We start from the raw sequence: 14,306 nt of genomic DNA on the forward strand, positions 1-14,306 counted from the left end.
GTGTTTGGGCGCTTAGCGGACGAGGGAGTTCCTCGCTCCGTCACCGCGACCTACGGGACGCAATGACGGTGGGGTTCCGGTGGGTGTGACGGGCGACTCGCCTGAGCGGTGATGGGCCGCGCCGTCACTCACGCGGGATCAGCGCTTGCCGACGCGGGCCTTGCGGGCGGCGTAGCGGGCGTCGCGGGCAGCCTTCATCTCCGCTTCGGTCGGGATGCGGGGCTTGGCCTTGGCGGCCGCTTCCTCGGCAGCGATGCGCGCGGCTTCGGCCGCGGCCTTCTTCTCGGCGATCGCCTGTTCGCGGGCGGCCTTCTTTTCGGCGCTCGCCTTGGCGCGCGCAGCTTCCTTGGCTTCGGCGGCGGCGATACGCTCGGCGAGAACCGCTTCGTCGACCTGCGGACGGTTGCGCAGCTTTTCGAGTGCGGCCTCCTTGGCCTTGGCGGACAGCGCGGCGCGCTCCTGGAACGTCTGGGGTTTGTAGGCGGCCATGTGGTGAACGGTATTCCTTATTGTCGGACTGACGGGTCGATGATGCGACCTCGGCGGCGTGCCGTTACAGCAAAACGTCGCATTCTCCAAAACGCTGCGTATCGAACCGGCTCGCGGTGCGGCGGGCGAGCGTGTAGGGCGGCGCCTTTCGCCGCAACGAAGGACGCGATCGATGACCCCGCGCGAGTTATTGGGAACCGCCGAGGTGCCGGGCGGCGAGCCGCTGCGCCTGTTCCGCCGCGGCGGCGATTTCATGATCGTGCTGGAACGCAACGAGCTGATGAACAGCCGGATGAGCGGGTCGGAAGAGGCGCTCGCCGTCATGACGATCGAGCGGCTGGCGTCCCGCACCCCGCATCTGCTGATCGGCGGATACGGCATGGGATTTACGTTGCGCGCGGCCTTGGCGGCATTGGGGCGGGATGCGCGTGTGACCGTGGCCGAGCTGGTGCCGGAGATTATCGCCTGGGCGCGTGGGCCGATGGCGGACCTGACCGCGGGCGGATTGGATGATCCCCGCGTGACGGTGCGGATGGGCGATGTCGCCGACGCGATCGGGGCGGGGACGTATGATGCGATCCTGCTCGACGTCGACAACGGCCCCGACGGGCTGGTGCGGGCCGAGAACAACCGGCTCTATTCGAACCGCGGGCTGGCGGCGGCGCGTGTGGCGCTGGCACCGGGGGGCATATTGGCGGTGTGGTCTGCGGGGAAGGACGCGGCGTTCACCAAACGGCTGCGCGACGCCGGGTTCGAGGTGGACGAAGTGAGCGTCCGCGCGCGCAGCAACGGCAAGGGCGCGATGCACACGATCTGGTTCGCGCGGAAGCGGTAGGGCTCGGCGCCCTCACCCTTCCCACCCGGCTGCGCCGGGCGGGCCCCTTCCCTCTCCCGATGGGAGAGGGAGGGAGGCGCGAAGCGCCGGAAGGGTGAGGGTCGCGACCTCGGGAATGATGACGCGTCCGTGCGTCTCCTACGCCGGCTCGCCGACGATCGTCTTCAGCTCCATGAAGTCGGCGATGCCGTATTTGCCGCCCTCGCGGCCGTTGCCCGATTGCTTGAAGCCGCCGAACGGCGTGCCGACCGGGCCGCTCCAGCCGTTGATCGTGACGAGGCCGGCGCGCAAGCGCGGCGCCACCTTGGCCGCTTCCGCCGGATCGCCGGAGATCGCCGCCGACAGGCCATATTCGGTGGCATTGGCGAGGCGCACGGCCTCGTCGCTGTCCGTGTAGCGCGTGATCGTCGCGACCGGGCCGAAGGTTTCCTCGCGCGCGATGCGCATGTCGGGCGTCACGTCGGCAAAGACGGTCGGGCGGACGTAATAGCCGGCGTTGCGACCATCGGGACGACCGGGGCCGCCGGTGACAAGCGTCGCGCCCTCGTCGATCGCCGACTGGATCAGCGCCTGGATCTTGTCGAACTGCGCCTTGTTGACCACCGGGCCGATGTGGGCGCCCATCTCGGCGGGGTCGCCGACGGGCACGGATTCGAAGATCGCCTTGGCGACCTGTGCCGCTTCCTCCGCCTGGCTGTCGTGGACGAGCAGGCGGGTGGGCGCGATGCAGCTTTGCCCCGAATTGGCGAGCACACCCTGCAGCGTCGGCGGCAATACGCTGGCGAGGTCTGCGCCCTCCAGCACCAGATTGGGGGCCTTGCCGCCCAGTTCCTGATGCACGCGCTTGACGGTCGCCGCCGCAGCCTGTGCCACCGCAATGCCGGCGCGGGTCGATCCGGTAAAGCTGACCATGTCGATGCCGGGGTGAGTCGACAGCGCGGCGCCGACCGTGGGACCGTCGCCGTTGACGAGGTTGAAGACACCCGCGGGTACGCCCGCTTCGTGCAGGATTTCGGCGAGGATCATCGCGCAGCTTGGCGCTTCCTCGGACGGCTTGAGAATCATCGTATTGCCGGCAGCAAGCGCGGGCGCGACCTTGGCGCAAATCTGGTTGAGCGGCCAGTTCCACGGCGTGATCATCGCGACGACGCCGATCGGTTCGTGGACCACGCGCGCCTTGCCGACCTGTTCGGAGAAGGTGAATTCGCGCAAGGCCTTCACCGTGCCCATCAGGTAACCGAGGCCCGCGGGCGCCTGTGCCGCCTGAGCGAAGCCGACCGGCGCGCCCATTTCCTGGCTGACCGCCTTGGCGAGATCGGGGATGCGGCTCTTGTACACCTCGATCACGCGGTCGAGCAGATCGGCGCGTTCCTCCGGCGTGGTCTGCGAGAATGTCTCGAACGCGCGGGTCGCGGCGGCGACCGCCTTGTCGACATCGGCCTGCGTACCGAGCGTGATCGTCGTCACTGCCTGTTCGGTCGACGGATCGATGACGTCATAGGGGCGGCCACCCTCGCTCGCCACCCAAGCGCCGTCGATGTAGAAGGTGAGGGGATCAGTCATCGCATCGCTCTCCATCGGATTTGCATCGATAGTGCGATGCGCCGGGATCGGTTGCAACCCGAAACGCGTATCGCGGGTTGGGGCGGGGCACGAGAAGGACGGACGGCATATGAGCGAACGCGTCGCACGCATCACCCGCACCGGCGGGCCGGAGGTGATCGAATGGGTCGACGTCGACCTGCCGCCGCCCGGGCCGGGTGAGGTGCGGATGCGCCATCATGCGGTCGGCCTGAACTATATCGACACCTATCATCGCAGCGGCGTCTATCCGGTCGATCTGCCGGCGGGGCTCGGCAGCGAGGCGGCGGGTGTGGTGGAGGCGGTGGGTGAGGGCGTCGACCGCCTGTCGGTGGGCGATCGGGTCGGCACGTTCGGGCCGTCGCGCGGCGCCTATGCCACCGCACGCAACGTCGCGGCGAAGCAGCTTTTCCGGCTGCCCGACGATGTCGACGATCGCACCGCCGCCGCGATGCTGCTGAAGGGCTGTACGGTCGAGGCGCTGGTCGACCGCTGCGCACGCGTGCAGGCGGGGCAGACGGTGCTGGTGTGGGCGGCGGCGGGCGGCGTCGGGCAGCTGATGACCGGTTGGCTGAAGGCGATCGGCGCGACGGTGATCGGTACGGCAGGCACGCAGGAGAAGGCGGAGCATGCGCGGGCGGCGGGCGCGGATCATGTCCTGCTCCACCGCGACGAGGATGTCGTGGCGCGCGTCAAGGATATGACCGATGGCGCGGGCGTCGCGGTGGTGTTCGACGGCGTCGGCATGGCGAGTTGGGAGCGGACGCTGGCCGTGACCGCACGGCGCGGCCTGATCGTCAGCTATGGCAATGCCGGTGGCCCGGTGACGGGCGTCAATCTGGGCGTGCTGGCGGCCAAGGGGTCGCTGTTCGTCACCCGTCCGACGCTGTTCGACTATTATGTCACGCCCGACGAACGGCAGGCGGGGATCGAGCGGCTCTACGCGATGCTGCGATCGGGCGCGATCCGTCCCGAGATCGGCCAGACCTTCGCGCTGGAGGACGCGGCGGACGCGCATCGGGCGCTGGAAGCGGGCGAGACGCGGGGCAGCACGATTTTGACCGTTTGAGGCGCCGGATCGCGGAGCGCAGAGAAAAGGGGCAGTCACCCTGTCGGGGTGGCGCAAGTCGTTCGAGGGCATCGTGCTGTAAAGGCCGGGTAATGGCCGCACGCAATCGGATAGACGAAGCAATAGGGGCCGGCTGCATGAACGGTTTGTCATTCTGACGTCTTGATCGTGCCATCGATCGTCGGGCATGGCGGGCGCCGGAGTGTCGCCAATGTCCCAGAATTCGGTTTTCTACGATGCCAGCGGTCGGCGTAAACGGCGGTTTACGCTGGCGGTCGTCGCGTTCGTCCTGTTGCTCGTGCTGTCGGTCGCGATGTTCGCGGTGTCGATCGGCGCGGTGCCGGTCGCGCCGCTGCTGCCCGTGGAGGTCGAACGGCCGCCGCTCCAGCGGATGGCGGCGCCGCATGGCGTGTTGCGGCGCGCGCGGCGCAGCATCGCCTATTATGAGAATAAGCTGTTCGGCACCGCGGCGCGTAAGCCGGCGGCATCGGGCAATCCGTCGCTCGCCATCGCCTTCCACACGCCCTGGGACCCGTCGAGCGCCGCGAGCCTTCGCCGCCATGTCGAACAGCTCGACTGGGTAATCCCCGGCTGGGTCTCGGTAACGGGCCCCAACCACCAGATCACCGTGTTCCGCGACACGGCCGGCCGCACGATCCTGAACAAGGCGATCCACCGCCCGGTGGTGTTGCCGATGATCCAGAATGCGCTGAACGGCAATTGGGACGGCAAGGGCACTGCCGCACTGATGGCCGATCCGAAGGCGCGCGCGGCCTTCCTCGACAAGCTCGTTCCCTGGCTCGCGAACAATCGCGCGGGCGGCGCCTTCTTCGACTTCGAAAATCTGCCCGCCAGTGCGCAGGCCAATTACCGCGCCTTCCTGGCCGATGCGCAGCGCCGCTTCGCGCCGCGCGGCTGGGTGGTCGCGATCGCGGCGCCGGTCGGCAATCCGGAATGGAACCTGCCCGCTTACGCCAAGGTCACCGACAAGATCTTCCTGATGGCGTATGACGAGCATGAAACCTCGGGCGAGCCGGGGCCGATCGCGTCGCAGCACTGGTTCGTCGAACAGGTCGCCAATGCTTCGCGCGGGATCCCGCCGCAGAAGCTGGTCGTGGCGATCGGCTCCTACGCCTATAATTGGTCGCCGGCGGGTAACGACGCGATGAGCGTCGAGGAAGCGTGGCAGGCCGCACGCGATTCGGGCACGGTCCCGACCTTCGATCCGGTCAGCGGCAACAGCAGCTTCGCCTATAAGGAAGGCGACGAGAGCCATGTCGTCTGGCTGCTCGATGCGGCGTCCGCCTATAACGAGATGACCTTCCTGCAGCGTGCGGGCATCGGCAGCATCGCGCTGTGGCGCCTGGGTGCCGAAGACCCCAGCGTGTGGAAGCTGTTCGGCCGCGATCATCGCACGCTGCCGCCAGCCAGCGTCATCGATACGATCCCCGCGGGCACCGACGTCGATATCGAAGGGCCGGGCGAAATCCTGAAGGTGGCCGGCACGCCCGTCACCGGCCAGCGGTCCGTGGTCACCGGCCCCAACGGCGCGATCACCGACGTGCGCTTCGATCGCCTGCCGGCGCCGCTGGAGGTGGACCGTACCGGCTATCGCAAGAAGCTGCTGGCGCTGACCTTCGACGACGGACCGGACCCCAAGTGGACGCCGCAGATCCTCGACGTCCTGAAGCGCGAACATGCCCCCGGCACGTTCTTCATCGTCGGGGAGAATGCGCTGACGCAGCGACCGTTGTTGCAGCGGATGATCATGGAAGGCCATGAGATCGGCAGCCACACCTATACCCACCCCAATCTCGCGACCTCGTCGCCGGGGCAGGTGCTGTTCGAGCTGAATGCCAACCAGCGCCTGTTCCAGGCCTTCACCGGCCGATCGCTGCGCCTGTTCCGCGCGCCCTATTTCGGTGATGCCGAGCCGAGCACCGCGGACGAACTGGGGCCGGTGCTCCAGGCGCAGAACCGTGGCTATGTCTCGGTCGGTCTGCACGTCGATCCGGACGACTGGAAGCGGCCGGGCGTGCAGGCGATCATCGACCGCACGATCGCGCGCGTCACGGATGGTCCCGCCAACTGCACCAACGATTCGCCCGTCGATTGCAGCCGCAACGTCATCCTGCTGCACGATGCCGGCGGCAATCGTGCCGAGACGGTGGCGGCGCTGCCGGTGATCATCGATCGGCTGCGGGCGATGGGCTATCACTTCGTGCCCGTCTCGACCCTCGCCGGCCTGTCGCGCAACGCGTCGATGCCGCCGATCAGCGCCAGCGACCAGCTGGCCGCGCGCGTCGACCTCGGACTGTTCAGCGCATTGGGCTTCATCGTCGTCGCGCTGCACTGGATGTTCGCGATCGCGATCACCGTCGGCATCCTGCGCGCGCTCGCGCTGTCGGCCCTGGCGCTGATCCAGGCGCGGCGCGAGGGGCGTGAGGTGTTCCCGGCGATCGATCCCACGCGCTTCGTGACGGTGATGATCCCGGCGTATAACGAAGAGCGCGTGATCGAGCGCGCGGTGCGCGGCGTGCTTGCCTCCACCGATGTCGCGATCGAGGTGATCGTGATCGACGACGGGTCGAAGGATCGCACCTCTGCCGTCGTGGCGGAGGCGTTCGGCGACGATCCGCGCGTCCGCCTGCTGACGCTGGAAAACGGCGGCAAGGCGCGTGCGCTCAACACCGCGCTGGCGCAGGCGAAGGGCGAGATCGTCATCGCGCTCGACGCCGACACGCAGTTCGAACCGACGACGATTGCACGCCTCGCCCGTTGGTTCGACGATCCGAAGCTGGGCGCGGTCGCGGGCAATGCCAAGGTGGGCAACCGCGTGAACCTCGTCACCAAGTGGCAGGCGCTGGAGTATATCACCGCGCAGAACCTGGAGCGGCGGGCGTTCGCGCGCCTCAATGCGATCACCGTGGTGCCGGGCGCGGTCGGCGCGTGGCGGCTGGCAGCGATCCAGCAGGTCGGCGGCTATCCGCACGATACGCTGGCCGAGGACCAAGACCTCACCATCGCGATCCAGCGCGCGGGCTGGGCCGTCCGCTACGATCAATATGCGGTGGCGTGGACCGAGGCGCCCGAGACGTTCCGCGCGCTCGCCAAGCAGCGGTTCCGCTGGGCATTCGGGACGCTGCAATGCCTGTGGAAGCATCGCTCGGCGATCGGTAGCAGCCACCCGCGGGGGCTCGGCTGGGTCGGTCTGCCGCAGGCGATCGTGTTCCAGATCCTGCTCGCCGCGATCAGCCCGATCATCGACCTGGCGCTGCTCGTCAGCTTCGTCGTCACCTATCTCGACGTGCAGGCGCACGGTTGGGCGCAGACGAGCCACGACGTCTACACGATGCTGACCTTCTGGGCCGTGTTCACGACGATCGACCTGCTGGCGGCGACGGTCGCCTTCGCATTGGAACGGCGCGAGAAGTGGAGCCTGTTGTGGCTGCTGATCCCGCAGCGCGTCGGCTATCGCCAGATCATGTATTACGTCGTGCTGAAGGCGATCACGCAGGCGATGCGCGGGCCGATGGTCGGCTGGGGCAAGCTGCAACGCACCGGCCGCGTGCAGGCGGGGTGAGGGAGCGCGCGCCGTGTTCCGAACACGCGTGAAGGTGTGCTGCATCGCGTCACGTGCCGAAGCGGACATGGCGACCGCCGCCGGGGCGGATGCATTGGGCCTGGTGGCGCGGATGCCATCGGGTCCCGGGCCGATCCCCGATGACCGGATCGCCGACATCACGGCGGCGGCCCTGCCGCCCGTCGCCACGTTCCTGCTGACGTCGGAAACCACGGCGGAGGCGATCGCGGAGCATGTGGCGCGCACGCAGCCGACGACGGTGCAAATCGTATCGCATATCGATGTCGCGGAGTCCCGCACGCTTGCGGAACGGCTTCCCCACGTCCGTCGGGTACAGGTGATCCACGTCGAGGGGCGTGAAGCCCTCGACATGATCTCCTTGTATTCGCCGTACGTCCACGCATTCCTTCTCGATTCTGGCAGGCCGAATGCGGCGATCGCCGAATTGGGCGGCACGGGCAGGGCGCATGACTGGACGATCAGCGCCGACTTCGTCCGGGCGAGCATGCGTCCGGTCTTTCTGGCCGGCGGCCTGTCCGCGAGCAACGTGGGCGAGGCGATCCGCCAGGTGAGGCCATATGGGCTCGACCTGTGCTCCGGCGTACGGACGGACGGTCATCTCGACGCTGCCAAGCTCGACGCGTTTATGCATGCCGTGCGCGCGGCTGACATGGCGATGTCTCGATAGGCTGCCGCACCGTTAGCCGGTAAACGTCGGCAGAATGGCATCGCCTTCCCGGCGCGCGAGGTTTACGAACGGTTGCACGCGTTTAGGGAGCCTGCATGATCCGTCCGTTGCTGTTTTTGGCGTCGCTGTTCGCTGCCGCTCCGGCGATCGCGCAGGCCAAGCCGCCGCTGGTGCTGGCGGCGGCCAGTCTGCAGGAATCGATGACCGCCGCCGCTGACGCCTGGGCGAAGCGGGGCCATCCGCGGCCCGTCATCTCCTTCGCCGCATCGTCCGCACTGGCGCGGCAGGTAGAGGCGGGGGGCGACGCCGATCTGTTCGTGTCGGCAGACCAGCAATGGATGGAAGCGCTCGCCGCCAAGCGACTGATCGTGCCGGCAAGCCGCGTCACCTTCCTCGGCAACCAGCTGGTGGTCATCGCCGCGAAGGACAATCCGGTGCGCATCCCGGTGCGTCCACCCGCCGCGCTGGCGCGGGTGCTGGGCGCGGGGCCGCTCGCCATGGCGGATGCACCGGTCCCGGCGGGCCAATATGGCGAGGCGGCGTTGACATCGCTGGGCGTGTGGAGTGCGGTCGCGCCCAAGGTGGTGCGCGGCGACAGCGTCCGCGCGGCACTGACATTGGTCGAACGCGGCGCAGCGCCGCTCGGGATCGTTTATGCCACCGATGCCAAGGCGTCGGCCAAGGTGCGGATCGCGGGCGTGTTTCCGGCGAGCAGCCATCCGCCCGTCACCTATCCGATCGCGCGCCTCGCCCGATCGACGAACCCGGAAGGCGAGCGGTTCCGCCGCTTCCTGATCAGCGCGCCGGGCAAGGCGATCTTCCGCCGTTACGGGTTCCTGCCCCGCTGATGCTCTCGGCAGAGGAATGGGGGATCGTCGGGCTGAGCCTGCGCGTCGGCGGGGTGGCGGTGGCGGCGATGCTGCCGGTCGCCTTCGCGCTGGCGTGGGCCTTGGCGCGCGGGCGGTTTCCGGGCAAATTGCTGCTCGACGCGATCGTCCACCTGCCGCTGGTGGTGCCGCCGGTGGTGACGGGGTGGCTGCTGCTCATCGCTTTCGGCCCGAACGGCCCCGCCGGCGCGCTGCTCGAACGCTGGTTTGGGGTCAGCGTGCTGTTTCGCTGGACCGGGGCGGCGATCGCGGCGGGCGTAATGGCGATGCCGCTGATGGTGCGCGCGATGCGGCTGTCGATCGAGGCGGTCGACCCGCGGCTGGAAAGCGCGGCGCGCACGCTGGGGGCGGGGCCTGCCCGCGTGTTCTGGACGCTGACGCTGCCGCTCAGCCTGCCTGGCGTGCTGGCGGGCGCAGTGCTGGGTTTCGCGCGCTCGATCGGGGAGTTCGGCGCGACGATCACCTTCGTCTCCAACGTGCCGGGACAGACGCAGACGCTGCCGCTCGCCATCTATTCGGCGCTTCAGCAACCGGGGGCAGAGGCGAGCGTGTGGCGGCTGTCGGGGATCGCGGTGGCGCTGAGCCTGATCGCGCTGCTGGCGTCCGAATTGCTCACCCGGCGCGTGCGACGGGGGCTGCATGTCCTTTGAAGTGCGCGTCACCAAGACGCTGGGCGACACGCGCGTCGCGATCGATCTGGCGGTGGGGGAAGGGCTGACGGTGCTGTTCGGGCCGTCCGGCATCGGCAAGACCAGCGTGCTCAACATGGTCGCCGGCCTGCTGCGCCCCGATGCAGGCCGGATCGTGGTCGGCGACACGGTGGTGTTCGACGCGGCGGCCGGCATCGACCTGCCGCCCGAGCGGCGGCGGGCGGGCTATGTCTTTCAGGACCCGCGGTTGTTCCCGCACCGCCGGGTGCGCGCGAACCTGCTGTACGGGGCGAAGGACGAGAGCGCCCTCGATGCTACCGTCGCGATGCTGGGCATCGGCCATCTGTTGGGGCGCTGGCCGGGCACGTTGTCGGGCGGCGAGGCGCGGCGGGTGGCGATCGGCCGGGCCCTGCTCAGCGACCCCGCCTTCCTGCTGCTCGACGAACCCCTGTCGTCGCTCGACCGGGCGCGACGGGGTGAGATCATGGACGCGATCCTGCGCGTTCGCGACGAGGTTCGCCTGCCGATCCTGATGGTGACGCACGACCCCGACGAAGCGGAGCGGCTGGGCACACGTATCGTCCGGCTCTGACCAATCTTTCACCGCAATTGCCTGCCAGACATCGGGGCGGTCGGGAGCATCGCGGCCGGGCTTTGGGGGGAGAAGCGGTCATGCACGACTCGCGTCTTGGCTATCTGCGTGTGCTCGCTGGCGTTGCGATGTTGGTTTCGGGTGTCGCCGCAGCGCAGGCGGACGAGGCGAAGACGGGCGACATCGTCATTACCGGCAAGCGACCACGTGGGTCGGCGATCGGCGATGTGGAGCCGGTTGCGGTGCTCGACGCCGGGCAATTGCGGACGCTCGGCACCAATATCGACGATATCCTGCGTCAGTTGAAGCCGTTGACCACCTCGCCCAGCGGCGCGGATCCCGTGCTCCTGCTCAACGGGCGCCGCATCTCGGGCTATCAGGAGGTGCAGACGCTGCCGCCCGAGGCGATCGAGCGGACCGAGGTGCTGCCCGAAACGGAGGCGTCGCGCTTCGGCTTTCCGCCAACCGTTAGGCTCGTCAATTTTATCACCAAGCCGCATTTCCGGGCGCTGGCCGTGGAGCAGAGCGCGTCGACCACGACCGATGGCGGCGGCAGCGCCGCGACGCTGTCGCTCAGTCCGACGCGGATCGATCGCGACCGGCGCTTCGTCGCGACGATCGAATATCTCCACCAGGACGCGTTGCCCTATGCGCGGCGGCCGACCTTTGCCGATCCCGACAGCCTGTTCGATCCGACCGGCAACATCACCGGGATCGGCGGGGCCAGCCTGTCGCCGACGCTCGACGCGCTGGCGGGGCAACGCGTGACGGTGGCGCCCGTGCCGCTCGATCCGGCGCAGCGTGGCCTGTTGTCGGCCTATGCCGCGGCGGCGAACGTGCCACGGCGGTTCGACATGGCGCCGTATGGAGCGCTGCAATCGAACGACGAGGTCAAGATCAACGCGACGCAGGCCGTACCGATCGGCAAAACGGTGACGGCATCGCTCAATCTGTCGATGGACGCCAAGGGCGGGTCGCGACCGGGCGGCCTCGCCACCGCGGTGCTGCGCGTGCCGGGCAGCAACCCGTATTCCCCCTTCGGCACCGATGTGCTGCTGTACCGCAATCTGCCGGAAGCGGGCGTCCTGCGCCAGTCGGGCGGGGGCCTGCAATTGCATGCGGGTGGCACGGTGCAGGGGAGCGTGAAGCGCTGGCTGTGGACCGTTACCGGCAATTACGACCGGGCGCTGACCCGCTTCATGCTCGATCAGGGCGTGGATCTGACACGCGTCCAGGCGGCGATCACGGCCGGTGCCGATCCGTTTCGCGGCTTTGCGGCGCAGGACGTCGCGACCCGGTTGACCAGCCGCAGCCGATCCGTCGCCGAGACGCTGTCGAGCAACGCGACGGCGACGGGACCCGTGGCGCGACTGCCGGCGGGAGAGGCGCGGATGACGCTGACCGCGGACTATGCCCGCACCGGTAGCAACGGCACCCTGGCTGGGAGCGACGGGACCGCGCGAAGCCTGACGCGGTCGGTGCGGAGCGCAAGCGCCAACGTCGATCTGCCGATCGCATCGCGGGAGCGGGGTGTGCTGGGCGCGATCGGCACGCTGTCGGCCAATGCGACGCTGGGCGTATCGTCGGTATCGGACTACGGGAGCCTGCTGTCGCGCTATCTGGGGCTGACCTGGACCCCCGTTTCGCCGGTACAGGTCACCGCGTCGCTGAACGTGACGCAGACCGCGCCGGACATCGCGCAACTGACCCAGCCGGTCGTCACGATCACCAACGTCGCCTTCTTCGACTTCGCGACGGGCACCAATGCGCTCGTCACCCTGACGAGTGGCGGCAATGCCGATCTGGCGCCGGAGCGGCGGCGCGTCAGCACAGTGGGGGCGACGTGGAAGCCGATGAAGGCACGCGAATTGCGGCTGGCGCTCAATTATATTGAGACGCGGATCGACGATCAGACGGTCAACATCGTCCGGGGCAGCCCGGCGCTGCTCGCGGCGTTTCCGGAGCGGTTTCGCCGCGATGCCGATGGCCAGTTGCTGACGGCGGACCTGCGGCCGATCAACGTCGCCTTCGAACGGGAGCGCAAGCTGGAAGGGCGGATCAACCTGTGGACGCCGTTGGGCGCTGTGCCCAAGCCGCCTGCCGCGCCGGTCGGCAGCACCGCCCCGCCGCCTCCGCCACGCCAGCGGCCGTCGCTGTACAGCTTCGTCACCGCGACGCTGCGGCTGGACGATCAGGTGAGGCTGCGACCGGGTCAGCCGGTCTTCGACGCGCTGGTCGGCGATGGGGTGAGCAGCGTGCAGGAGCGGTCGCGGTTCGAGGCACAGGGGGCGATCGGCGGTTCGGTGGGGGCGGTGCAGGGCGGCATCTTCGGCCTGTGGAAGTCGCCGACCCGGATCCGCAGCGATATTCCGAGCGCCGACCTGCGCTTTTCGCCGAGGATGTTCTTTTCGCTCTATTCGACGTTCGATGCCGCCAAGCTGGCGCCGAAGGCCGATTGGACGAAGCGGATGACGCTGCAATTTACGGTGCAGAACCTGTTCAACAACCGGGTGCAGGTTCGGGACCGTAGCGGGGCGACGCCCTATGCCTTCCAGCCGTCGTTTCTGGACTGGTATGGGCGGATCGTGAAGCTGTCGGTGCGTAAGCTGTTCTGAGGGAAACGAAAAAGGCGGTCCCTTGCCGGGCCGCCTTTTCGTTTTTGGCTTCGGGCCGTGCCGTCACGGAGCAAGTCCGTGACGTCGAACGGGGCGGGCGAGCCGCCCCGCCGGCCGGCGCTATGAGTCCGCGGATTGCCGAAGCAATCCGAGGCTCATTAACGCTTCGAGAACTGGAAGCTGCGGCGGGCCTTGGCGCGGCCGTACTTCTTACGCTCGACCGTACGGCTGTCGCGGGTCAGGAAGCCAGCGGCCTTGACCGGCGAGCGGAGGATCGGCTCGTACTTGGTCAGCGCCTGGCTGATGCCGTGCTTGACCGCACCGGCCTGGCCCGAGAGGCCACCGCCCTTGACGGTGCAGACGACGTCATACTGACCTTCGCGCTCGGTGATGCCGAACACCTGGTTGATGACGAGGCGCAGCGTCGGACGCGCGAAATAGACTTCCTGATCGCGACCGTTGATCGTGATCTTGCCCGAACCCGGCTTCAGCCAGACGCGCGCAACGGCGTCTTTACGACGGCCGGTCGCATAGGCGCGGCCGAACTTGTCGAGTTCCTGCTGACGCAGCGGCGTGGTCGGCTGGGTCTGCACCGGCGCGGCGGTTTCGCCCTCGGCACCATTGGCGGCGCCGTTGGTCGCCGAAGCGGCGGCGGGAGCCTGGGCCGCCTGCTGGGTCAGCGAGGCGAGGTCGGAAAGGGACTGGCGATTGTCGGTCATTACGCGCCCACCTTGTTCTTGCGGTTCATGCCCGCGATATCGAGAACCTCAGGGTTCTGGGCTTCGTGCGGATGCTCCGAACCCTTGAAGATGCGCAGGTTGCGCATCTGCTCGCGGCCGAGCGGACCACGGGGAATCATACGCTCGACGGCCTTTTCGAGGACGCGCTCCGGGAAGCGGCCTTCGAGGACCTTGGCGGCGGTGATGCCCTTGATGCCGCCGGCATAGCCGGTGTGCTTGTAATAGACCTTCTTCGCCGCCTTGTTCGACGTGAAGCGGATCTTGTCGGCGTTGATGACGATGACGTTGTCACCGCAGTCGACGTGCGGGGTGAACGACGTCTTGTGCTTGCCGCGCAGGATGTTGGCGATGATCGACGCGGTGCGGCCGACGACGAGGTCGGTGGCGTCGATGATGTGCCACTTCTTTTCCACCTCATGCGGCTTGGCCGACTTGGTGGTCTTCATGAGCGCCTTCATGGGCGAGACCTTTCGGTTTGAAACGAGACACGCCGCCTGTTTCCAAGCGGCGTGGTTGAGCGTGCCAATGCGGGAGGGCCCCGCGAAAGTCAAGCAAACAGCGCGTTTGCTGACGGGTA

12 protein-coding genes are annotated in these 14,306 nt (G+C 68.2%); 8 read left to right on the forward strand and 4 right to left on the reverse strand.

Going from position 1 to position 14,306, the window contains the following annotated elements; translation table 11 throughout:
- Positions 1–138 precede the first annotated feature (138 nt).
- Positions 139–489 carry a DUF6481 family protein gene (locus A7E77_RS11215; protein WP_017977926.1) on the reverse strand — a complete coding sequence of 117 codons (351 nt, stop codon included), beginning with the start codon at positions 487–489 and terminating at the stop codon, positions 139–141.
- A gap of 172 nt (positions 490–661) precedes the next feature.
- On the opposite strand from A7E77_RS11215, the gene A7E77_RS11220 reads away from it, so the two are divergent.
- Positions 662–1,324: a spermidine synthase gene (locus A7E77_RS11220; RefSeq protein ID WP_063688031.1), complete on the forward strand. Its 663-nt coding sequence runs from the start codon at positions 662–664 to the stop codon at positions 1,322–1,324.
- Between the two features lie 138 nt (positions 1,325–1,462).
- Here the strand turns inward: A7E77_RS11220 and A7E77_RS11225 are convergent, their stop codons facing one another.
- On the reverse strand, positions 1,463–2,887 hold the full coding sequence (locus A7E77_RS11225; protein WP_063689906.1) for an aldehyde dehydrogenase family protein: 1,425 nt from the start codon (positions 2,885–2,887) through the stop codon (positions 1,463–1,465).
- Between the two features lie 109 nt (positions 2,888–2,996).
- Here A7E77_RS11225 and A7E77_RS11230 point away from each other — a divergent pair, with 109 nt between their 5' ends.
- From A7E77_RS11230 to A7E77_RS11260, 7 genes are all read left to right on the forward strand, one after another.
- A complete protein-coding gene (locus A7E77_RS11230) occupies positions 2,997–3,974 on the forward strand; it encodes a quinone oxidoreductase family protein (RefSeq protein ID WP_063688033.1) in 978 nt (325 codons plus the stop codon).
- 211 nt (positions 3,975–4,185) lie between these two features.
- The gene (locus A7E77_RS11235; protein ID WP_063688035.1) at positions 4,186–7,557 is read left to right on the forward strand and encodes a glycosyltransferase; all 3,372 of its coding nucleotides are present in this window, start codon (positions 4,186–4,188) and stop codon (positions 7,555–7,557) included.
- A gap of 67 nt (positions 7,558–7,624) precedes the next feature.
- Entirely contained in the window at positions 7,625–8,245 is a 621-nt protein-coding gene (locus tag A7E77_RS11240) for a phosphoribosylanthranilate isomerase (RefSeq protein ID WP_063688037.1), read from the forward strand.
- 95 nt (positions 8,246–8,340) lie between these two features.
- Complete coding sequence (modA, locus tag A7E77_RS11245) at positions 8,341–9,093, forward strand: molybdate ABC transporter substrate-binding protein (protein WP_063688039.1); 753 nt, start codon at positions 8,341–8,343, stop codon at positions 9,091–9,093.
- A complete protein-coding gene (modB, locus tag A7E77_RS11250) occupies positions 9,093–9,782 on the forward strand; it encodes a molybdate ABC transporter permease subunit (protein ID WP_063688041.1) in 690 nt (229 codons plus the stop codon). The genes modA and modB overlap by 1 nt, the downstream gene beginning before the upstream one ends.
- On the forward strand, positions 9,772–10,374 hold the full coding sequence (locus A7E77_RS11255; RefSeq protein WP_063688043.1) for an ATP-binding cassette domain-containing protein: 603 nt from the start codon (positions 9,772–9,774) through the stop codon (positions 10,372–10,374). The genes modB and A7E77_RS11255 overlap by 11 nt, the downstream gene beginning before the upstream one ends.
- Positions 10,375–10,454: 80 nt before the next feature.
- The gene (locus A7E77_RS11260) at positions 10,455–12,989 is read left to right on the forward strand and encodes a TonB-dependent receptor domain-containing protein (RefSeq protein WP_226341724.1); all 2,535 of its coding nucleotides are present in this window, start codon (positions 10,455–10,457) and stop codon (positions 12,987–12,989) included.
- Between the two features lie 158 nt (positions 12,990–13,147).
- On the opposite strand, the gene rpsI is transcribed toward A7E77_RS11260, so the two are convergent.
- Both rpsI and rplM read right to left on the reverse strand, forming a co-directional pair.
- Positions 13,148–13,708 carry a 30S ribosomal protein S9 gene (gene rpsI, locus A7E77_RS11265; protein WP_063688045.1) on the reverse strand — a complete coding sequence of 187 codons (561 nt, stop codon included), beginning with the start codon at positions 13,706–13,708 and terminating at the stop codon, positions 13,148–13,150.
- The gene (gene rplM, locus A7E77_RS11270; protein WP_017977937.1) at positions 13,708–14,187 is read right to left on the reverse strand and encodes a 50S ribosomal protein L13; all 480 of its coding nucleotides are present in this window, start codon (positions 14,185–14,187) and stop codon (positions 13,708–13,710) included. The genes rpsI and rplM overlap by 1 nt, the downstream gene beginning before the upstream one ends.
- Positions 14,188–14,306 lie beyond the last annotated feature (119 nt).

Origin of the sequence: Sphingomonas sp. NIC1 (genome assembly GCF_001638925.1) — a bacterium.
Classification (GTDB): domain Bacteria; phylum Pseudomonadota; class Alphaproteobacteria; order Sphingomonadales; family Sphingomonadaceae; genus Sphingomonas; species Sphingomonas aquatilis.